Annotated in this window: 19 protein-coding genes and 1 riboswitch; of the genes, 15 read left to right on the top strand and 4 right to left on the bottom strand. The window is 35.7% G+C overall.

Annotation, left to right across the window (positions count from 1 at the left end):
- Window positions 1–792 precede the first annotated feature (792 nt).
- The 11 genes from metK to bioF all read left to right on the top strand — a co-directional run bounded on the left by metK (window position 793) and on the right by bioF (window position 13,341).
- Window positions 793–1,968, top strand: coding sequence for a methionine adenosyltransferase (gene metK / locus MY533_RS10660; protein ID WP_248719107.1), 1,176 nt, complete (start codon window positions 793–795; stop codon window positions 1,966–1,968).
- Window positions 1,968–3,464, top strand: a complete 1,497-nt coding sequence (locus MY533_RS10665; protein ID WP_248719108.1) for an aminotransferase class I/II-fold pyridoxal phosphate-dependent enzyme — start codon at window positions 1,968–1,970, stop codon at window positions 3,462–3,464. The genes metK and MY533_RS10665 overlap by 1 nt, the downstream gene beginning before the upstream one ends.
- Entirely contained in the window at window positions 3,461–3,895 is a 435-nt protein-coding gene (gene speD, locus MY533_RS10670; protein ID WP_082172725.1) for an adenosylmethionine decarboxylase, read from the top strand. Before MY533_RS10665 ends, speD begins: the two co-directional genes overlap by 4 nt.
- A complete protein-coding gene (gene speE, locus MY533_RS10675; protein ID WP_248719109.1) occupies window positions 3,895–4,749 on the top strand; it encodes a polyamine aminopropyltransferase in 855 nt (284 codons plus the stop codon). The genes speD and speE overlap by 1 nt, the downstream gene beginning before the upstream one ends.
- A gap of 1,445 nt (window positions 4,750–6,194) precedes the next feature.
- Window positions 6,195–8,069 carry a leucine-rich repeat domain-containing protein gene (locus MY533_RS10680; protein WP_248719110.1) on the top strand — a complete coding sequence of 625 codons (1,875 nt, stop codon included), beginning with the start codon at window positions 6,195–6,197 and terminating at the stop codon, window positions 8,067–8,069.
- A gap of 144 nt (window positions 8,070–8,213) precedes the next feature.
- Window positions 8,214–8,260, top strand: a riboswitch (PreQ1 riboswitch).
- A gap of 216 nt (window positions 8,261–8,476) precedes the next feature.
- On the top strand, window positions 8,477–9,136 hold the full coding sequence (gene queC, locus MY533_RS10685) for a 7-cyano-7-deazaguanine synthase QueC (RefSeq protein ID WP_248719111.1): 660 nt from the start codon (window positions 8,477–8,479) through the stop codon (window positions 9,134–9,136).
- A gap of 3 nt (window positions 9,137–9,139) precedes the next feature.
- Complete coding sequence (gene queD, locus MY533_RS10690; RefSeq protein WP_248719112.1) at window positions 9,140–9,613, top strand: 6-carboxytetrahydropterin synthase QueD; 474 nt, start codon at window positions 9,140–9,142, stop codon at window positions 9,611–9,613.
- Window positions 9,606–10,334 carry a 7-carboxy-7-deazaguanine synthase QueE gene (gene queE / locus MY533_RS10695; RefSeq protein WP_248719192.1) on the top strand — a complete coding sequence of 243 codons (729 nt, stop codon included), beginning with the start codon at window positions 9,606–9,608 and terminating at the stop codon, window positions 10,332–10,334. Before queD ends, queE begins: the two co-directional genes overlap by 8 nt.
- A 615-nt stretch (window positions 10,335–10,949) precedes the next feature.
- Window positions 10,950–11,453, top strand: coding sequence for a hypothetical protein (locus tag MY533_RS10700; RefSeq protein ID WP_248715917.1), 504 nt, complete (start codon window positions 10,950–10,952; stop codon window positions 11,451–11,453).
- Window positions 11,434–12,165 carry a 6-carboxyhexanoate--CoA ligase gene (gene bioW, locus MY533_RS10705; protein WP_248715918.1) on the top strand — a complete coding sequence of 244 codons (732 nt, stop codon included), beginning with the start codon at window positions 11,434–11,436 and terminating at the stop codon, window positions 12,163–12,165. Before MY533_RS10700 ends, bioW begins: the two co-directional genes overlap by 20 nt.
- A gap of 3 nt (window positions 12,166–12,168) precedes the next feature.
- A complete protein-coding gene (gene bioF, locus MY533_RS10710; protein WP_248715919.1) occupies window positions 12,169–13,341 on the top strand; it encodes an 8-amino-7-oxononanoate synthase in 1,173 nt (390 codons plus the stop codon).
- A 126-nt stretch (window positions 13,342–13,467) separates the two neighbouring features.
- Here bioF and MY533_RS10715 read toward each other — a convergent pair whose 3' ends face one another.
- The 3 genes from MY533_RS10715 to MY533_RS10725 all read right to left on the bottom strand — a co-directional run bounded on the left by MY533_RS10715 (window position 13,468) and on the right by MY533_RS10725 (window position 16,793).
- The gene (locus tag MY533_RS10715; protein WP_132362350.1) at window positions 13,468–14,322 is read right to left on the bottom strand and encodes a transglutaminase family protein; all 855 of its coding nucleotides are present in this window, start codon (window positions 14,320–14,322) and stop codon (window positions 13,468–13,470) included.
- Between the two features lie 61 nt (window positions 14,323–14,383).
- Window positions 14,384–15,349 (bottom strand): alpha-E domain-containing protein, encoded by a 966-nt coding sequence (locus tag MY533_RS10720; RefSeq protein WP_248715920.1) that lies wholly within the window; start codon window positions 15,347–15,349, stop codon window positions 14,384–14,386.
- Entirely contained in the window at window positions 15,303–16,793 is a 1,491-nt protein-coding gene (locus tag MY533_RS10725; RefSeq protein WP_248715921.1) for a circularly permuted type 2 ATP-grasp protein, read from the bottom strand. The genes MY533_RS10720 and MY533_RS10725 overlap by 47 nt, the downstream gene beginning before the upstream one ends.
- A gap of 158 nt (window positions 16,794–16,951) precedes the next feature.
- Here MY533_RS10725 and MY533_RS10730 point away from each other — a divergent pair, with 158 nt between their 5' ends.
- Both MY533_RS10730 and MY533_RS10735 read left to right on the top strand, forming a co-directional pair.
- On the top strand, window positions 16,952–17,365 hold the full coding sequence (locus MY533_RS10730; protein WP_248715922.1) for a hypothetical protein: 414 nt from the start codon (window positions 16,952–16,954) through the stop codon (window positions 17,363–17,365).
- A gap of 347 nt (window positions 17,366–17,712) precedes the next feature.
- On the top strand, window positions 17,713–18,690 hold the full coding sequence (locus MY533_RS10735; protein WP_248715923.1) for a tyrosine recombinase XerC: 978 nt from the start codon (window positions 17,713–17,715) through the stop codon (window positions 18,688–18,690).
- Between the two features lie 57 nt (window positions 18,691–18,747).
- Here the strand turns inward: MY533_RS10735 and MY533_RS10740 are convergent, their stop codons facing one another.
- Entirely contained in the window at window positions 18,748–19,617 is an 870-nt protein-coding gene (locus MY533_RS10740; RefSeq protein ID WP_248715924.1) for a LysR family transcriptional regulator, read from the bottom strand.
- A gap of 215 nt (window positions 19,618–19,832) precedes the next feature.
- Here MY533_RS10740 and MY533_RS10745 point away from each other — a divergent pair, with 215 nt between their 5' ends.
- Entirely contained in the window at window positions 19,833–20,942 is a 1,110-nt protein-coding gene (locus MY533_RS10745; RefSeq protein ID WP_248715925.1) for a Gfo/Idh/MocA family protein, read from the top strand.
- Window positions 20,943–21,011: 69 nt separating this feature from the next.
- Window positions 21,012–21,524, top strand: a complete 513-nt coding sequence (locus tag MY533_RS10750; protein ID WP_248715926.1) for a DinB family protein — start codon at window positions 21,012–21,014, stop codon at window positions 21,522–21,524.
- Window positions 21,525–21,986: the final 462 nt, after the last annotated feature.

Consider the following 21,986-nt stretch of genomic DNA (forward strand, 5'->3'; position numbering starts at 1 on the left):
AAAATACTTAATAGATAATTATTTGCATCAAATAATTAATAGTAGGAGGGAAGAGTATTAAATCAGCCTTCGCTAAGACAAATGAATTTCTCAATCCATAGCTATTATGGCCATAGTGGTTGTAAAGAGAAAAAATATTTTTAGTGGAACAATTATAGTTAAAATGTAGTCGATCAACACACCATATTGGAAAGAAAGATTCGTCAGGGACTTCTTATAACTGACCAAAAATAATATTCTGAATTATAGAAATTTAAATGATATCTATCAATAAAAGTCCTGAAAAATTCCTATATATCCCTCGATGATCTGAAATTTTTTATGTTTACAATATGTTATTTTGACGCATCTATTAGCAAATTTAATAGGAGTTCATTCTATTATTAATATAAAAAACCTCCGCATGCATTATTATTCATTTTTTATAATAATTATTAATACGTTGCAAAACGTTACACTTAGTAATTTTTAGTTCAAAAGGGTAAATCAATAATTTTCATAGAGATTAATTATAAAAAAATAAATTGACACTCAAATGTTTATGACTTAATATGAGTCTCAGCATAATAATATAGCTCTTATTAATAACCGTTGAGACGAGGGGTCGAAGATACGGTGGCCAAACAATTTAGTTCATTATGAATTAAATCCAGTGGGCCGAACCTGAGCACAAAATTAAACTTTTGTGAACAATAAGAGGAACAGCAGCTGATAGTATTCGAAGCTTTCCTTAAAATTGGGTGAGCTTTTTTTTATGCCCTAAAAATCTATAATTGTTAGGAGCAGTTAAAATTGTCAGAAAAAGTATTATTCACATCGGAGTCTGTATCGGAAGGACATCCAGATAAAATTGCAGACCAAATCTCAGATGCAGTATTAGACGCAGCATTATCGCAAGATCCGCTATCACGTGTGGCATGTGAAGTATTCACAACTACAAACACAGTAATTGTTGGTGGAGAGATCACTACAAAAGCAGAACTAGATATCGAAAAAATTGCCCGTAATACCCTAATCGGCATTGGTTACACAGATGATAAGTTCGGCATTGATGGTCATAACTGCAATGTACAAGTTTTAGTACATACGCAATCTCCTGATATCGCAATGGGTGTTGATTCTTCAAGCGATACAAAAGAAGTTGGTGCAGGTGACCAAGGTATTATGTTCGGTTTTGCGACAAATGAAACGGAAAACTATATGCCACTAGCAATTGAAATGGCACATATGCTTGTAAAACGTGCTACTGAGTTACGTAAAAATGGTCAATTCAAATGGGCTCGACCAGATATGAAATCACAAGTAACCATTGATTATACGGATAGTATGCAACCTAAAATTGATACTGTTTTAATGTCAATCCAACATGATGATGATTTTGACCGAGTAGCATTCATTGATTACGTTACAGAAAATGTAATTAAAGCTGTTGCGAAGCAATTTGGTATGAATGAGGACTTCCGAATTTTAATTAATCCAACTGGTCGTTTCGTAGTAGGCGGACCACACGGAGATGCAGGTTTAACAGGACGTAAGATTATTGTTGATACTTATGGCGGCGCAGCTCGTCATGGTGGTGGCGCATTCTCTGGTAAAGACTGTACAAAAGTTGACCGTTCAGCGGCTTACGCAGCGCGATACGTTGCAAAAAATATTGTTGCAGCAGGCTTGGCAGATAAATGTGAAATCCAATTATCATATGCAATTGGTGTAAGTGAACCAATTAGTATCGCTTTAGAAACATTTGGTACAGAAAAAGTAGCGAAAGAAGAAATTTTAAAAGCGATTCGTCAATTATTCGATTTAACGCCAACTGGCATTATTAACATGCTAAATCTACGTAAACCACAATATCAACAAGTTGCAGCTTATGGTCACTTTGGACGTAGTGATGTCAACGTAACTTGGGAAAAAACAGACAAAGTTTCTGAAATAGAGCAACTTTTAACAGTTGCTATGGGGCAATAATGCAATGCGTGCAAGATCGAGTGGCTACAGCGGAATTTTTAGCCACTCAGGACCGCATGCCATTATTTGAAGCTTTAGTCAATTATACTAAACAAGATGTTACGCCGTTTGATGTACCTGGTCATAAAATGGGGCTACATGATAACCCATTAAAATGGACGCTTGGAGAAATGACATTAAGAATGGACGTAAACTCGATGAAGGAACTTGATTTATTAAGTCATCCGGAATCGGTTATTAAAGAATCTCAACAATTAGCTGCACAAGCATTTAATGTAGACTACGCTTACTTTTTAGTAAATGGCACTACTGTAGGTATTCTCGCGATGATTTTAGCGACATGTAAACAGGGGGATACATTGATCGTACCTCGTAACTGCCATAAATCAGTGATGAACGGCATTATATTAAGCGGAGCAAAACCAGTGTTTATTCAACCTGAAGTTGATCAACATTTTGGTATTGCACACGGAATTTCAGTTAAAAATGTAAAAGCGGCACTTGCAGAAAATCCACAAGCGAAAGCTTTACTTGTAACGTATCCAACATATTTTGGTTCGATGAATCAACTGCAAGAAATTTGCAAGCTGGCACATGAACAAAATGTAACAGTTATAGTTGATAGTGCACACGGAGCGCATTTAACATTTTTACCTGATGCTAACGATGCGATTAGTGCTGGTGCCGATGCAGTAACGGTCAGTATGCATAAAACTGGGGGTTCATTAACACAAAGTTCGCTTCTATTACTACAAGAACAACGAATCGATTCGAAGCATTTGCAAAAAGTATTAAATATGCTGCAAACGACGAGTGCCAATTATTTATTAATGAGCTCTTTAGATGTAGCACGAAGGGAATTGGCTTTGTATGGTCAACAACGTTATAGCCGATTAAAGTCAATTGTTGATGCGGCAATTGAAGAAATTGAACATAATTCACGCTATGAAGTGCTAAAAGCTGACTATGTACAACAAAATTTTAATCAATCCTATGATTGGACGAAACTTGTTATTCGTGTGAACGATCTCGGTTTAACTGGTTTCGAAGTTTACACAATATTAAAACAACAATATGGCATTCAATTAGAACTTGCTGAAGGATATGTCATAATGGCAGTCATTAGTCATATTGATACGAATGAAACAATCGGTAAATTAGTACATGCATTGAAAGATATTGAACTTCATCACGCAAAAAAAGATGCGATTCAGTCAGCTTATGTGACAGCGAATCACATTAATAAATTAGCCATGACACCGCAACAGGCGTGTAATGCTGAAACAGAAACAACGTTAATTTATGATGCGGTAGGTAGAATTAGTGCCGATTCATTAATGATTTATCCACCGGGAATACCACTAATTATCCCTGGTGAAGTTATTTCAGAGGAAGTAGTAGAATTATATAACTTCTATTTTCTTAATTTTGGGAATGTTCTGTTCGAAACGAAAGAAGAAAATTATATTACAGTCGTAAGGGAGACAAATAAATGAGCATTGAATTATCAACATTAGGAAGACACGTATTAATTGAATTTTATGGTTGCCCAAGTGAAATTATTGAGCAAAATGCATTAATCGAACAGTTTATGAATGAAGCTGCTGACTATTCTGGGGCAACAATTGTAGAATCTTGCTTCCATCATTTCAACCCATATGGTGTTTCGGGTGCAGTAATTATTGCTGAATCCCATTTAACGATTCATACTTGGCCAGAATACGGATTTGCCTCTGTAGATGTTTATACTTGTGGCGATTCAGTAAGCCCCTGGAAAGCAGCAGAATATTTAGAACAAAAACTGCAAGCGAAAAAGACAGAATCATTTGAAGTTCCACGTGGAATGGCAGATAAAATTCGCCAATTTGCAGAACAAGAAATTGATACAATTTTAGTGAAACAAGAAGTATTAGAGGACGTGATTTAATGAAATGGTATACAGAACAATGGAGCGATAACTGTAAATTTTCAATCGGATACAACGAAGAGATTCATAGTGAACAATCTCCGTTCCAAAAAATCGATTTTTATAAAAGTGAAGAGTTTGGTACTTTCTTCACGTTAGACGGTTTGATGATGGTTAATGAAAAAGATGAGTTCGTTTATCACGATATGATTACACACCCAGCATTCGCGACTAACCCAGATATAAAAAAGGTATTAATTATTGGTGGTGGTGATGGTGGTACTGCTCGTGAAGTACTACGATACGAATCAGTAGAAAAAGTAGTTATGGTTGAAATCGATGAGTTAGTATTCCGTTTAAGCCAAAAATACCTTCCAATTACAGCTTCTGGTGTCGAAGAGGATCCTCGTATGGAATTGATTTTCGATGATGGCTTAGCTTACGTTCAAAACGCAGCGGATCAATCATTCGATTTAATATTAGTAGATTCTACTGATCCAATTTCTGTCGGCGAAGGTTTATTTACAACAGCTTTTTATAAAGAATGCTACCGTGTATTAAATGAAAAAGGAATTTTAATTAATCAACACGAATCACCATACTTCACGGAGTATGCAGAAAACATGCGTAAAGCACATAAAAAAATTAAAGGTATTTTCCCAATCGCAAGCGTATATCAATTCCATATGCCAACGTATCCATCAGGACACTGGCTATTCGGATTTGCTTCAAAAGCATTACATCCAATTAAAGATATTCAAGTAGATGCTTGGGACAAATTTGCTCTAAAAACGAAATATTACAATACAGATTTACACGTTGGTGCATTCGCACTTCCTACATTTGTGAAAGAAGCACTTGATCGCGATGAATAAACCTTTAAACGTAAAAGCTTACTCTTACGTCAGAGGATTATAAACCAGAAGTTAAAAAAGTGAATAAACAAAAAAGTCGCCTTATGGGTTCTGTTTTGAGTACAAAAAGCAAAATCGCACGGTAAAAAGACAATTAATTAGCATATTAAAAGGTACTGCAAATGCAGTACCTTTTTTGTCCAACTCTAAGTACTCATTTTCTAATAAAGTTTGATTTTAAATGAGAATATCTGATGAACAAACTCAATCGCTGTAATATGTAAAAAAAGAGAACCAATCGTGTTTGAACTGCTAATTTGGTAAATAAGTTTCTCTCAAAGTAAAATTCCTTGCTAATTTTATCAGAATAATTTTCCTTCGAGGCCATTCTATCATCAATATAAATTACCCTCCAATTTACTCATATTAAGTTCTTTTTTCGAACCATAATAGAAAACAATACTCTAGGTTTACCACTTCTTTCATATTTGTTTTTCCTTTGAGTTAAGTTTTTTTAATTTCATTTAGTAAAAATAATACTAAAGTTGTAACAGTAATAAACAAGAAGGGTATAAAGAATTTAAAATGCCCTGATGTTAATAAGTATAATGTGGATAAGGTTAATGTACCTGCTGAAAAAAATAAAATTCTTTTCGTCTTATAATTCATCTTTTACCTCTCTTTTTATCAATAGAGTACGTAAATGTGAAAGTTATAGAAGGAGCTATTAAATATTAATGAATTATGGCTACATTAAGGTTCTTTCACATTAACATTTTTTGTTAGCTTTAATAGTTAGTATATTCTACTCAAATAGATAAATTCCTTCTTCCGCTAACCTGCCCGGTAAGTTGAATAGTTCCTTCCATTTAAATTATCACGTTAACTAATTCGAGCGAAAAGAAGATTATGTATTCGCATCGTTATAGAACTTTCTATAATGTTAGCTTTATAATGCGATTTGGATACCAATTCGTATGAAAATTGTTAAACAATTTTATATTGTTATTTTAAGTTTGTACTAGAAAACATATGGGCGACTTTTTTGTAAGTCTTAAGGTGGAAGATAATAGGTTCATCACCAAAAGTTGTGGAAGACATTTGTAAAACGTCTACTATGTAAATAGTTGACCTTCGTTCCGATTGGGCGACTCCTCGGGGATCAGTGATCTGACCCTGCAGCGCAGCGGATGTTTTCTGTGCGAAAGCGAAGCGACAGCAACAAATGTTTTCTGTGCGAAAGCGAAGCGTCAGCAACAAATGTTTTCTGTGCGAAAGCGAAGCGACAGCAACAAATGTTTATCTGTAGCGAAAGCGAAGCGACAGCTACAAAGCGCCCAGTCGGAACGGAAATCAACCACATGTTTTGGTGATGATCCAGATAATTAGTATTTAATAGAAATATTGACAATTATTTTTCGGACAACTAAGCTTAATTAAAAGTAGAGCTGGAGAGGAGATTGCCAGTGGAATTCATTAAATTAAATTGTCCGAATTGTAATGGGAAAATTGAATATAGAGAGGGACAATCATTCAAATGTCCTTTTTGTGAAACTGAAATAATGTTGAAAGAAAATAAAGTTTATTATGTTGATCAGACGATTAATAATTATTATGGTACAACTTCTGCGCATAAAGATACACGTCCAAAAACGAATTTAAAAGCGCTTTTAATAATACCGATTGTCTTCCTTTGTGTATTTCTTGGCTATTTTCTTTTGAGTGGCAATCAAACAGAATTTGGTAAACATAAGGAAATACCTATTCGGAAAATGCCAGAAAGCGAAGTTCTTTTATTCTTTTTAAAAGATATTTTTGATAAAGGTGAAGCAATGCCGTCTAAAGAAGAAATCGCAAGTGTCCGTTATTTGAAGGCATACTATTCTGAAGATCAATGGCATTTTGATTACAGTCTTGACGATCCGTTTACAAATAAGCAAGCCAAAATTTCTACCTATATTATTATGGATAAGCTATTAAATACACAAAAAATTGAACAAAAAGATTTTGAAGCCTTTACAGGTTTGACGGTATTGAATCTGATGGGGGATTATGAAATATCACAAAGTGAAAATGTAAGCTTCCGACATCTGGAAGGTTTAAAAAGTTATACAGGCCGCTTTAATGAATCATTTAGTAAAATTGCTGACTATTTTAGCGATAAGTCCAATGTTGTAGAGCTCTCTATTCAAATTCGAAGTAATGATGAACTTGCTTTACTATTACAATTTCCTAATCTTCAATCACTTGAAATTTCGTATCACACCGAGGAGGTTACAGATTTCCCACTGCTGAATAAACTGCCGTTAAAATCATTGTCTATAAAATTTGCCAACGATTTGAAGTGGTTGTCTTTATTAACTGATTTAGAGTCGTTAGCAATAGATTATAGTGAAGCAACAGATTTTAGCTCATTCTATTCACTGAATCAATTACAAAATTTGAAACTTACAGCGGTAAAAAACTTAAAAACGCTTGATTTTATACAAAACATGCCTAATTTACAAACGCTTGATCTTGAAAATATAGATATTACGAATGTAGAACGTCTTAGAAATAAGTCTTCATTGACAAAGTTGCGTTTAGCTTCTCTTTATAAATTAGAATTGCTTGATATCGTGAGTAGCCTGACTTCACTGACCGATTTATCGATAACTGGTTATAGTGGCCAAATAGCACCGATTGTAGCACCCCATTTAACAAAAGCGGAATTAAAAAATACTTTCTTATCCAAGTTAGAGGCACCTGCTTTAAAAGATTTAACTGTTGATATAAGTGGGGGACAGTCGTATTTGAATGGAGCTGAATTATTGAAATACCCACAGCTAGAACAACTTACAGCAATGGAGTCTGGCAATTTTATAGGTATCCGTTCTTTAAATCGTCTACCGAATCTGCAAACAATAAATTTAAAAGAGACCACTTTTTATGAAGAGACGAGTGAGTTATTCAATTTACAGCATGTAAAAACGTTAAATTGTAATGAGTGTAAGTTCCAATTTAATAGTCAAAATTCATTTAGCAACAACAAACTGGAACATTTAACTTTGAATAATGTATCCTTCCGAATAGATAATGGTGATTGGGTACATGAAGTTGATCAGGTAATGCCTTACTTTGTTGGTCTTACAGCTCTGCATTCATTCACTATCCAAGATAGTTCACTGCAATCATTGGGTTTTATGGAAAAGTGGCACCAAATTGAGGTGCTTCACTTGGAAAATAACGCTATTTCGAATGTAGAGCCATTAGTGAATTTGCCTAATTTAAAAAAGCTATATATTTTAGGAAATCAGGTGCAAAATAAATCTGTTCTAGACAATGGAATTATGATTTATTGAGGTAATATGACTATTTTGTGAATGAATTAAATCTCAGCAAAGTGTTTAGTGTACTATATAACAGTGGTTTTTCCAGAGAAGAAAAATACAATTGACGTTTCATACTATTTTTTGTATTATATTGAAAAGAATGCCCGGACTAGATCGGGAGAGGTTCATAGCAAATACCCTCTATAAAAAACTATGGAAACATGACAATATGCCATGTCCATATCGGACGTGGCTTTTTTTTATGTTTTTACTTATGTTTTAATAGAATGATTGGTAATGCCTCTCTTGAAAAGTGTTGGGAAACATTTTACAAGGAGGTTTTTTTATGTCTTGCCGAAGCTGGGATTGAATTGAACTTTTTGGTACTAAGGTACACAATATTCGTTAAAAAAATCGATATAAGGGAGTTTTTCTAGATGAAACAAGAAAAAGCAATTGTTGTATTTAGTGGAGGTCAGGACAGTACAACTTGTTTGTTCTGGGCAAAAGAACATTTTGAAGAAGTTGAGGCTGTTACTTTTGATTATGGTCAAAGGCATCGTCTTGAAATTGAATGTGCGAAGGAGATAGCACGGGAGCTCGGAGTTAAGCATCACATTCTAGATATGTCACTCCTGAATCAGCTTGCTCCGAATGCGTTGACACGACAAGACATAAAGGTAGTAGACGGAGAAAATGGTGAGCTTCCATCGACCTTTGTACCTGGTCGAAATCTTCTCTTTCTTTCATTTGCGGGCGTTTTAGCGAGTCAAGTAGGAGCTAAGCATATTGTCACTGGCGTTTGTGAAACGGATTTTAGCGGATATCCGGATTGCCGAGATGTTTTTATTAAATCCTTGAATGTAACATTAAATTTATCGATGGATGATTCCTTTGTGATTGATACACCGTTGATGTGGCTGAATAAGGCACAAACATGGGAGCTAGCTAATCAGTTTGGGGCACTTGAATTTATACGAGAAAGAACGCTGACTTGCTATAATGGTGTAATAGCAGATGGCTGTGGTGAATGCCCGGCATGTAAACTGCGAAATAAAGGGCTTGATGAGTATTTGAGCTTCAGGAAGGAGTCTTAAGGCATGTCAGAATTTATAATCGTCGATAAACTCCAAAAAATAGATGAAGATATTCACAGAAATCAATTAAACTATCATACAAAGCGTGTACTCATAAGCAAAGAATTTACTTTCGATGCGGCTCATCATTTACACAATTATGAGGGGAAATGTAAAAACCTGCACGGTCATACGTATCGCGTAGTATTAGGACTGAGTGGATACACAGATGAACGCGGTTTGGTGATTGATTTTGGCGATATAAAAGCAATATGGAAACAAAAAATAGAAATTCATTTAGATCACCGTTATTTAAATGAAACGCTTCCACCCATGAATACGACGGCAGAGAACATTGTTGTTTGGATTTACGAAAAATTGACTGAGGCCTTGCATGATGAACAAAGATATAACGGTGCGCGTGTAGAGTTTATCAGACTATATGAAACTCCGACAAGCTATGCAGAAGCTAGACGGGAGTGGATGGAAGTTGAGTAAGGTACCTGTTATCGAGATTTTTGGACCGACGATTCAAGGCGAGGGAATGGTCGTTGGCCAAAAGACTATGTTTGTGAGAACTGCAGGCTGTGATTATTCCTGTTCTTGGTGTGATTCATCGTTTACATGGGATGGTAGCGCAAAACATCTTATCGTCCAAATGACAGCACAAGAGATTTGGTCTGAGTTGAAACGCCTTGGAGGCAGTGGTTTTTCATTTGTCACGATATCAGGCGGCAATCCTGCACTCCATCAAAATTTGGAAGAACTCATTGCGATTTTAAAAGAAAACGACATAAAGATCGGGGTGGAAACACAGGGAAGTAGGTGGCAAAAATGGATGTATGAGATTGATGAACTGACAATCTCACCTAAGCCACCTAGTTCTGGAATGACCACAGACTATTCGGTGCTCTCTAATATGTTCGAAAAGCTTAAAAATCGCAACAGTAATCACCATATATCTCTAAAAGTAGTCGTTTTTAATCAAGAGGATTACGAATATGCTAAACAAATTCACCAACGATATCCAATGATTCCTTTTTATCTCCAAGTCGGTAATGATGATCTCACAACAACTGACAATTCTCAATTGATACTCCATTTGTTGGATAACTATCATGCGCTGATTGATAGAGTGATTAACGATGAGGAATTCAGAGATGTCAAAGTACTACCACAGTTGCATGCCCTCGTTTGGGGGAATAAAAGAGGTGTATAAATAGTGCGTCATTACAATAAATTGTATGGTGTTATCATTATTTATTTGACTACCATCAAATGCGTGTTGTAAAAACCTTCAAATCGAAAGGGAAAAGATTATAACTTGGGAAGGTGTGAGAGTATAGGTTAATTTGGCCTATACTTTTTTTGTACGCCCAACATGTATATAAGCGATAGAGTAAATAGTTGAATCGTGAAGGTAGCAGTAGACTTTACAGGAGTGGCGAGCATAATAGCATCGGCTAGCCATTGATGTAGCTGGGTTCTAGCCTAGCGAATCATGCGCGTAGAGGCTCCGTGTCAAGTTGTAATTATTCACACACTTGTAAAGAAACGTAGTTAATCAGCGAAAGTGTACATGTTTAGACGAGCAAAAATGTACAAGATTATTTTGACATTTACATGCGGAATGTGAAAAAAGTATCTAGTCTGAGGAACACGAACTTCATTGATCAATAACCAAACCGATTTTCACAAATAATAAAAATTCCTACCATTTTATCTACTTTCCTATCTCTATTTGTGTTAACTTATTATTAATAAGGGTTAACTCAAATAGAGAGAATAGGAGGCAATGACATCAATTATTTAAAAAGTAAGATGGAGGAATAAAATGATTCGAAAGTTTTCTACATATGATCTTGCGCAGATTTCATTGCTAGCTTGTCTTATTATCGTTACAGGCATGTTTAAAATTCCAACAGGTTTTCCTGGGTCTGACTTTCAATTATCAGCACCTATTGCCGTTGCGATTGCAGCGGTATTTGGATTTAAGCGATATTTTCTAGCGGGGATCATTGCAAGTTTAATCTTATTTTTACTAGGTATACACTCGATCTTAAATGTGGAGATCTCCTTTATTTTTCGATTGACTGTTGGCCTACTTATTGTATTATTTGGGACTTCAATTCCGGTACTTGTTTTGGCAGGCCCAATTGGCACAACGATTGCTAGATTTGGTTTGGCTTTTACGTTAGGAACTCCATTGTTACCGTTAGTAGTTTTGGCTATTCCAGGTATGGTAATCACAGCTGTTAGTGTTTATCCTATAACGAAAATATTACAGACAATAAATAGGAAAGTAGCAGGTAATGATCATGTTAAAAACGTGTTATAGCATTCGAATGCGTGCGGCAGAGAGAAGCTCTGAACTAGGGGAAAAGCATATATCTGGTGGTGAACGGATAGGTAGTAAATCTCAGATAGAGCCAATTGTAAAGCAGTTATTGAACAAAGCAAGTAATCATTCGCGTGGAGATGCTGACTTTATACAAATTACCGTTGAAAAAATTGCACATGATCACATACAGTATTTGCCGCCTTTAGAAATTACAACTGTTGAGGCCGGTTCAATTGAAAAGGCCCATAGTGAGGCAAGAAAGATACTAACCTCCTTAGGTGTTTCGGAGCATGCATTGACTGTTGCTTTTCACCAACTTAATAGTCATCAAAACCTCCGTGGCGCAATTATTTTAAATAGTAAAACCGGCTTACGGCTTGACGATCGGGGGGAGAAGGGTGTTCGAGTATCACGAATCGATTGGCAAGACGGTAATTGGGAGCTGAATGAGCGTGTCCGTGAAGCGTTGGCTCTGGCGACGAAAGTGGCAAATTCTCCGTTTACAATCGCAGAATTATGTTGGTCTGATGATCCAGATTACGTCACTGGATATGTAAGTAATCGTGCCATTGGTTATGTCAGAATTACACCGTTAAAAAGGGAAGGCTGCGAGAGCGGAGGGCGCATTTATTTTGTGTCAGATGAGGTTGAACTAGCATCTTTTATAGACTATTTAGAAAGCGTACCGGTTCTCATTAGGAGGGATTAAAAAATGGATCAGCGGTTACAGCAGGAACTACAATTAATAGAAGAGCAAGGATTGACAAGAAAGTTACGTTCGTTTTCAAATGGCAATGAGAGCGAGATCATCATGAATGGTAAGAGATTTTTGCTTTTTTCATCTAATAACTATTTAGGTCTTGCAACAGATTTTCGATTGAGAAAGAAAGCATTTGAAGGTATTAGTAAATACGGTACAGGGGCAGGTGGTTCGCGATTAACAACTGGAAATTTCGTCATTCATGAACAGCTTGAATGTGAAATTGCGGATTTGAAAAAGACTGAAGCCGCCATTGTATTCAGCAGTGGTTATTTAGCGAATATTGGTGTGATTTCGAGTGTGATGAAGGCAGGGGATATGATTTTTTCTGATGCTTGGAATCATGCCAGTATAATAGATGGTTGTCGACTTAGTACAGCAAAGACAATTGTTTATGAACATGCGGATATGGTAGATTTAGAGCATAAATTAAGGAAATCACATGGAGATGGAAAGAAGTTTATTGTGACAGATGGCGTCTTTAGTATGGATGGTGATATCGCTCCACTTCCCGAAATAGTTGCACTAGCAAAGAAATACAATGCTTACATAATGATTGATGATGCGCATGCGACAGGTGTTTTAGGAAATGATGGCCGTGGTACTGCCGATTATTTTGGATTGAAAGATGACATTGATTTGACAGTTGGCACGTTGAGTAAAGCGATTGGTGCAGAGGGTGGCTTTGTAGCGACGTCGTCCATTGCGAAGAACTATTTACTGAATAGCGCTAGATCTTTTATTTTCCAAACAGCTTTATCTCCAAGTGCGATTGAAGCAGCAAGAGAAGGAATTTCCATTATTCAGCATGAGCCCGAACGAAGGGAGCAATTGCTGAATAATGCTAAGTATTTACGTCAAAAATTGGTGGAATCGGGTTTTGTAGTTAAAGGAGGGGAAACGCCAATTATATCTCTTCTTATCGGTGATGCCCATGAAGCTATGCAATTTTCTGAGAAACTAATGGATGAAGGTGTTTTTATTCCAGCGATTCGACCACCAACTGTGCCAAAAGGGTCGAGCCGGTTGCGGATTACAGTGATGGCTTCACATACAATGGAGCAGCTCGATACAGTCCTCATTAAAATGAGGAAAATAGGAAAAGAAATGGGTATTGTATCGTGATCAAAAATGATACCTAGATAAATTCTTTTGATATACTGCAAAATTCAAGATTAAAATCATCTTACTAAAACCCCTGATTCTTCTGTTTGGCGTAGAAAAATCAGGGGTTTAATTTATATCGTTTTATTATAAATGATTCAATGCTTTGACGCTCACTTTAACTGTTAAATTATGCTTTCCACCTGAATAAACGCCTTCAACAGGACTTATATCGGAATAATCACGGCCAATGCATAAAATAATGTGATTTTCTAACACTTCTACATTATTAGTTGGATCGAGACCAATCCAGCCGATTCCTGGTATCATGACTTCCACCCAAGCGTGGGTTGCAATATCACCGATCAAGGCGGAGTTTTCGTCCACATATAAATAACCGCTAACATAGCGTGCTGGAATTCCTTTAGCTCTTAGCACGGCAAGCATGACATGTGTGAAATCCTGGCAAACACCTCGCTTAAGGGAAAAGGCTTCGCTTGCAGTTGTCGTAACATCGGTTGCACCTGGAACGTATTCAAAAGTCGAGTATAAATATTGCATTAAATTTAATGAAAATAATACAGGATTTTCAGCATGACCAATTGCATGATAAACTTCCTCTAACTGATTTTCTGTCATAAACGTAAAATGTGTAAACTTTAAATAGGGCAAATAATGCTCATAAAACAGTTTCGAGTGAAAAATTGTCTGCATTTCTGGTGAATATTGAATGCGATGAATAAATGGTGCACGTTGAATGCTAACAATAGAGGTCGTTTGAATTTCTAGCTCTTGATGCTGCTCAGGTATATAAAATGTGCCAACCGTATTGCCCCATATATCTGTATGCTCACGCGTTAAAGATGAAGGAGTGATGGCAATTCGATAGGATAGTAAGCGCTGACGCTCATCGCCCCTTGGTTTTAAGCGGATTGTATTTAAGCTTTGATCGACTTCAGACTCATATTGAAAAATATTTGTATGTTGAATTTCAAATTTCATTGTGTCTGCTTCCTTTGGATTACTGACTTGCTTGTTGAAAGGGAGCTGTTGTTGATTCCTTTCAAGGTTGTACGCTGGGTTCATATAAATGATAAATTGTTGAAAATGTATTGCCAAAATCAATACATTGACACAATCTTTCCTCCATTAACAAAATAGTTTCCTCTAATGTAATATTCCATAAATCTACATTCATCACCGCAAATAATAAACTCTTTAATGGGGTATGAAGCGCTAAAAATCTTGCTGAAAGAGGGTCGCTGTCTAAACAGATAAAAGCTTCTTCTAATTTTTTTAAGCAAAACATCACTGAACGTGGGAAATGCTTATCCTGTAATAAATATTGCATAACATAGAGTAAATTGGTTTGGCGATGCTTGCGTAAATAAGACTCCGTTGCCTCCGATAAATCGAGTAAAAACGATCCATCCGCTTCTTTTAAAGAGATGGCTATTTCCTTATGTTGCTCCAGTATAATTAAAGCCATACGAATCGTCTTTTCTACACGTTCTAACCATTTCCCAACTTGCATGAAATAAAACGGTAAATCTCGATCCATCGAGCCTTCGATAAGCCCCGTTACCGTCAAAGAAGTCTTTCGAACATTTTGTAAAAAAGAGTTTAGAACAATTAGTGGAATTGGTCTTTCACGTTCTAACATGTCTTGCTGTAACGATAAATAAAAGGCATTTTGCAATTCCCAAAGCTCAATGGGTATACTATCGCGGGTTATACGGGCGTTTTCTCGAGCTGCACGTAAAGTAGCGTGGAGGGCGTTGCAGTTATTATTAGAAAAGAGTAGATATTCGATAAGTGGATTGACTCGAATCGACTCATAAAAGGACAAGTATTCTTCCTTCGAGGCACAAATATTTAATACCGCTTCCCAATGATCGATGTATTCATTTTCTTTGCCAGATTGCTCCAACATATTCAACAGCTGTACTTGTAATATATGTGCATTCGTTTGTGATCGTTCACTATATCGTGCCATCCAGTATAGTGCATCGGCTACTCGACTTAGCATATTGCAATTCCTCCTTTAATATCCATGTATCTTTTGCTCCTCCGCCCTGGGAAGAGTTCACGACTAAAGATCCTTCTTTTAATGCGACACGCGATAAACCTCCAGGTAGCACATAAGTATCCTTGCCCTTCATGACATAAACACGCAAATCGACATGACAAGGATAAAATCTACCATCCTGAAAAGCTGGTGCTCTAGACAGGCTAATTGTTGGTTGTGCAATGTATTGAACCGGGTTTTCCAATATTTTTTCTTTAAAAATAGCGATTTCTTCATCACTTGCATGCGGACCAATTAGCATATCATAGCCCCCAGATGCACTAACGTTTTTTATGACAAGCTCTCTCATATGCTCAAGAACCCAACCTCGCTGTCTATCATCAGCTAGATGATAAGTATCCACATTACGTAAAATAGGTTCCTCTTTCAAATAGTAGCGAATCATATTCGGTACATAGGCATACATCGCTTTATCATCAGCAACACCATTCCCAACAGCATTTAAAATAGCAATATTCCCAGCCTTATAAGCAGCCATAATATGAGGAACTCCAAGTAAAGAATCCTCACGAAAAACAACAGGATCTAAGAAATCATCATCAATGCGCCGATAAATAATATCAATTTGCTCTAGACCATAGATTGTCTTCTTATACACCTTATTATCTCTGACAACTAAATCTCGTCCTTCAACAAGCTGAATATTGAGCTGCTGTGCTAAAAAAACATGATCGTAATAGGCCGAATTATACATACCTGCTGTTAAGAGGACAGCTTTAGGTTCTCTATCTGGGTTCATTGAAGGTGGACGATGGGCAAGAAGTGCCTTCTTCATAAAAGCCATTTGTTTGTCGAGTGACTGGATCGTATGTTTAGAAAAAAATTCAGGGTACACTTCCTTCATCACAGATCGATTTTGAAAAACGTAGGATATCCCTGAAGGATTGCGTAAATTATCTTCTAACACGTAGTAAACGCCATGTTCATCACGAATCAAGTCTATGCCTGCTAAAAAAATATGATTATCAATAGGTACTTTTACACCTAGCATTTCTTTATAATAATACCGATTGTTTTCAATGAGTTGTTTCGGAATAAGCCCATCCTCAAAAATGCATTGTTCATGGTAAACATCATGTAAAAAACAATTTAAGGCTTTCACACGCTGCTTCATACCAGCTTCTATTACTTCCCACTGTTCATATGGAATAATAATAGGTATAAAATCAAAGGGCATTGTGCGCTCTGTTCCACCTTGTGCACCATAAATGGTAAATGTAATGCCTTGTTTAAGGAATGTTGATTGTGCTTGCTGATATTTTTCATCTAATTGTTCCTTAGTGAAAGCATGGAGTTTATGGTGGAAAGACCGATAATGAGGCTTCGGTTGATTACCTTCGAACATCTCATCAAAAAAAATACCAGATTCATAGAACTTCATCATATGGATCGCCCTCCGAATTTAAGTAGTAGAGAAAACGTGTTACACTTAGTAAGAATCAATATCGCCTTGGCGACATTGTAGTAAATAGGTACCAATTGAAAAGGCACCACATCCGCATTCATCTATGAAGATAAATACATATAAAAGGAGCTAATAAAATGACAAGCATTAATTTAATGCAAGCGTATGAGCTAGACAAGCTTTCAAAATTAGAGTTTACTGATGAGGAGATTTTACGCACATTGCAAACAGGGGATGTATCCGTTTGGCAGGAACAAGTACCAAACTATGAATTTACCGAAACAATGGCACTTTACCAAGAAGGGGAGCAAATTTTCATAGATGCTCTGCACGGGAACTACAGTATCAAATATGTAACTTTGCCAGGCATTAAGCGCTTATTGTATATTCGTTTCCAATTAGAAGAAGGCAAGGATTATCAATTATTAGAAACGGGAATCCAGCATTTAACTTGTGATGAGGATGTTATCGCTAAACTTCAACATATGCTATCAACAAACTGGTCTCTAACCAAACAAGTAGATGGGACGTATAGTATTTTTGTAAAGTAACGGTTTTCATACCAAAATCGACAAAAATCCAAATAATCCCATGCGTATTGTGAGAGGAATCGACACGTACAGTTACCCATCTTTTCATTTTTCGAATCGTCTCAGAGCATTTAACTCACTAGATTTAAATATTCATTTTTTTTGCTCTTTATACCTAAAAAATGAAACTTTCATAAAAACTTTTAAAAAGGTGATTTTCTTACTAAAGAGAATCATCTTTTTTATCGTCCATAAAGAGAACATTCGTTCTGGGTTGTAAGAAAACACATTTTTTTCATTATAAAGTTCCCAAATTTATATTTGGGAACGTTTTTTCGTGGTAAAATAGAGAAAATAGAGGTGATTTTATGGAAAAGACGAAGCTTCCTAAAATAATGAGAGATTTCCTTGTTTATTTAACGACGATTAAAGGGAAGTCTCATCGCACAAGAAAAGAATATGAATACGATTTGATTTTATTCTTCCGATTCTACATAGCAGTTCAGCATGATCATGAACTATCAGATTTAACGAAAATCGATATTTCTAGTATTTCAATAGAAGAAATTCGTGAAATGACACTAGAGGACCTTTATTTATTTATGGAATATTGCGAGGTGCAGCGAGGGAATTCAGCATCTGCGAGAGCGCGTAAAGTAGCAACGTTAAAATCATTTTTTAAATATCTAAAAGGGAAACGACGTCTTCTAGAGGAAAATCCGGCAGATGAATTAGAAACGCCAAAAATAGGACGGAAAAAGCCTATCTATATGAACATGGAGGAAGCTACGCAATTTATCGATGGCATCCAGCCAAATCGTGCTTCACCGAGGAATTATTGTATGATGATGTTTTTCTTAAATTTAGGGATTCGTGTGACAGAGCTTTGTCAGCTAAATAGGTCATCTATACAAGGTCGCTATTTAACGGTTGTTGGTAAAGGGAATAAGGAGCGGACAGTATATTTGAATGATAGCTGTATCCAGGCACTTGCAGACTATGAAAATAGCGGAAGGACGGCATATAAAGGAGGGGAAGAAGAGCCTCTTTTCGTCTCACAAAAGGGAACACGCTTCACCCGGCAAACTGTTGCAAAAATCGTTAAACAAATTAATCAGCAATCGGGACTTCAAAAAGAACGCCTGACACCACATAAGTTACGTCATACATCCGCGACAATGATGTATAAATCAGGGGCAGATATTCGAAGTCTCCAGCATATACTTGGCCATTCAAGTGTTGCAACGACACAAATCTATACGCATATTGAAGATGAAGAGCTACAACACGTACTCGAAAATAATCCTTTCAATATTGTTCGAACTAGAGAACATTACATTGAATAACATAGGCAACTAAAAAAGCCGATTATCCTTACTTGTAGGAGTCGGCTTTTAGTTTTATTATCTGTTGTTAGCTTCCATGCCATTAATAGCGTTTGTTAGCTCAATAAACTGTCTTTCAATTGGCGTAAATTCGTGATGTAAACGAGTAATTAAATATAAATCAACGAATCTAAAGGTTGATGGTACTTCTAAGTATTGTTCAATGTTGTATCGACTTGCTATACGTTTAGAAACTAGAGTAATTCCCATGCCCATCATGGCAAATTGTAACAAAGTTTCTGGGTCTCCCACTTCAATTATTTCTCCCTGCGTAATAGCTAAATTCTTACAAATGTCTCGCAATATTGAAAGATACAAACAGTTATCAGATAGCACAAGTAAGTTTTTTTCACATATATAATCCTCGAAGTTTGTACTTTGATCAATACCTTGACCTATGATAACCATTTCTTCAATAGCAACTTTTTTATACTTTATATGCTTATTTTTTAATGTACCAATTGTATAGGCTAGATCAATTTTCCCTTGCAGAATTTGATTTTCTATATATGCTGTTGAACCTGTTTTTAAGGTTACCGATAAATTAGGGTATGTTTGATAAAGCTTATTTAAAGCTTGTGATACTTGAGTTCCTCCCATTGAAATCATCGTACCTACTCGTAGTTTTTCCTCATGTTTTTTCATCATATTTTCTGTTTCTTCCCAAAAAAACAATATTTTCTTAAATTGATGATATAATTTTTCTCCATCTTTTGTTAGTGTTACACCTTTAGAATTTCTAACAAATAATTGTTGATTATAATGATTTTCTATTTTTTTAATTTTTGCCGTCATATTTGATTGTAGGTGATTCAATTTAGCGGCAGCAGCTGATATACTTTTCAATTCTGCAACTGACACAAATGCTTTCATGTTTTCAATATCCATTTCTATTCACATCCATCAAAAAAAGTGATAGGACCATCATTAATAAACATTTAAAATGATGTCTTGTTGTCATTATACTTTGTATAAGGATATAGAGAAACTTATTAATGGAGTTTGTCATTCCTAACTAGTCTTTATTTTGAGGGGGAGTCTTTGTAGCGTCGCCTCGATTTCGCTACAAATATATTATTACCAGTTAATAGGAGGTATAGTTAATGAAAAATAAAATTATCAATGTAGGGATTATCGGTGGATCTTTGAATAATCAATGGGCAAGTCAAACACATATCCCAGCTCTAAAGAACAATCCTTTCTACAACATAACAGCAATTGGAACTTCCAATATTGTTACTGCCGAAAAAAGTGCTAAAATTCTGAATGCACCTCATGCTTTTACAAACTATAAGGAATTAGCACAATCGAAAGATGTTGACTTAGTAGTTGTAAGTATCAAAGTCCCTCATCATTATGATGCTGTACTAGCAGTATTAGAAGAAAATAAACATATTTATTGTGAATGGCCACTAGCTATTCATACGCAGCAAGCAGAAAAAATGGCTCAATTGGCAGAAGAAAGACATATTCATCATGCAATTGGACTACAAGGTAGGCAATCTCCAGAAGTTAACTATGTAAAACAAGCCATTCACAAGGGGGAAATTGGTAAGGTTATTTCCTGTACTATGCAAGTTGCAACACAAGGAAAAGGTGGCATAACAGCTGAAAAAGGTCGTTATCTATTAGACGAAGATAATGGAGCAACCCTTCTTTCTATTAACGGTGGGCATTCACTAGATGTACTTTGTTATATTTTAGGTGATTTTAAAGAACTATCTGCTACAATGAATGTCCACTATACCGAAGCGTTCGTACAAGAAACAGGTCAACCAATAGAAAAAAATACAGCTGATCAAATATTGATACACGGGACGCTCGTAAATGATATTTCAGCATCTGTACATATCCAAGGAGGGGTTTATCCTGCTTTTCAATTAGAAATTAGGGGTGAAAAGGGAGCATTTCGCTTAACACAGAAAAATTCCTATGGCCATGTCCAATTTGGGAACCTTATCATTGAAAAAATGATTCATCCAAATAATTTGTTTAACGCTAAAGATATTTTAATGGAAGAAGTAAAAATTTCACAACAAAACAATGACGCGATCAGCTATGTGCATCAAGCTTATACGATGTTGGCAAAAGATATTGTGGAGAGCAGAAAGCATATTCCCGATTTTAATGACGCTGTCAAACTGCATCGATTGTTAGATGTAGTTCGAAAATCCGCTAAGACTGGTAAACGAATATTCATAAAGCAGCCATAAAAGAATATTTCACATTGTATAAAACATATACAGAAAAGGGAGTAAAAAAAGTTAGTGGAGGAGATACCTATGAATCAATTAATAAACGATCATCTATGTGAAACAAGAAACAACTTAGTTGAGGAAATACAATTATTAAGTGATAGTCAATTCAATGCTAAGCCTGATGCAAATTGTTGGAGTATCGCCCAAGTTTGCCATCACTTATCTTTAACGGAGGAGTCTTTTATAAAAGTAATTGCATGGGGTTTAAAACAAGAGAATAGTCAGCAAACAGAACGTAAAAATGTTCACCTTATTTTAGATAGAACAACGAAAGTTCCAGCACCAGATTTCCTTGAACCAACAAAAGACTTTTTGACAGTTCAGCAAATCATGACGTTGCTGGACGATTCTAGAAAGAAATTTACAACTTTCCTTGATACAATTGAAGATCCATCCCTATTAACAGAAAAAATCTTTAAACATCCATTTCTGGGCGAATTAGCCCTTGATCAATGGATAGAACTAGTTTATATTCATGAACAACGGCATATTGAACAAATAAAAGAAATCAAAGCACTCATCAAAGTTGAGCATTAACGAACTTATTGGAGACTGAATACAAAGAATGATAAAAAAAGCACAACATTATGTAAAAGAATTTATAATTGAAATTTTAAATTCAATCGTATTTGAAGTAATTGGGAACATCTTAATTTTTATTCCTAGAATGATTATAAGATTATTGAAAATTATATGGTGAAAGTCTAATTTCTCATGGGCAACAAAAGAGCTTGATAGATTGATAGATAGACATAAAAAGAAGGAAGGACCAAAGAGCTTTCCTTCTTTTTTATGTTGTAGAAGAGGAAGAGCCACCAATTAATTTACAACTAAAGGTAAAGATAAAAATCCTTCATTAATATGTGAAATTAGCAAAAGCCATTGTTTTGATCAATCTTTTTTCAAAACAATGGCTTTTATTATGTTTTTAATAAAACTATTTAGAAATACTTGACGAAACAAACCATCTGTTATATATTAATTAGAAATAAAAACAAC

The organism is Lysinibacillus sp. Ag94, from assembly GCF_023242215.1.
Lineage (GTDB): Bacteria > Bacillota > Bacilli > Bacillales_A > Planococcaceae > Lysinibacillus.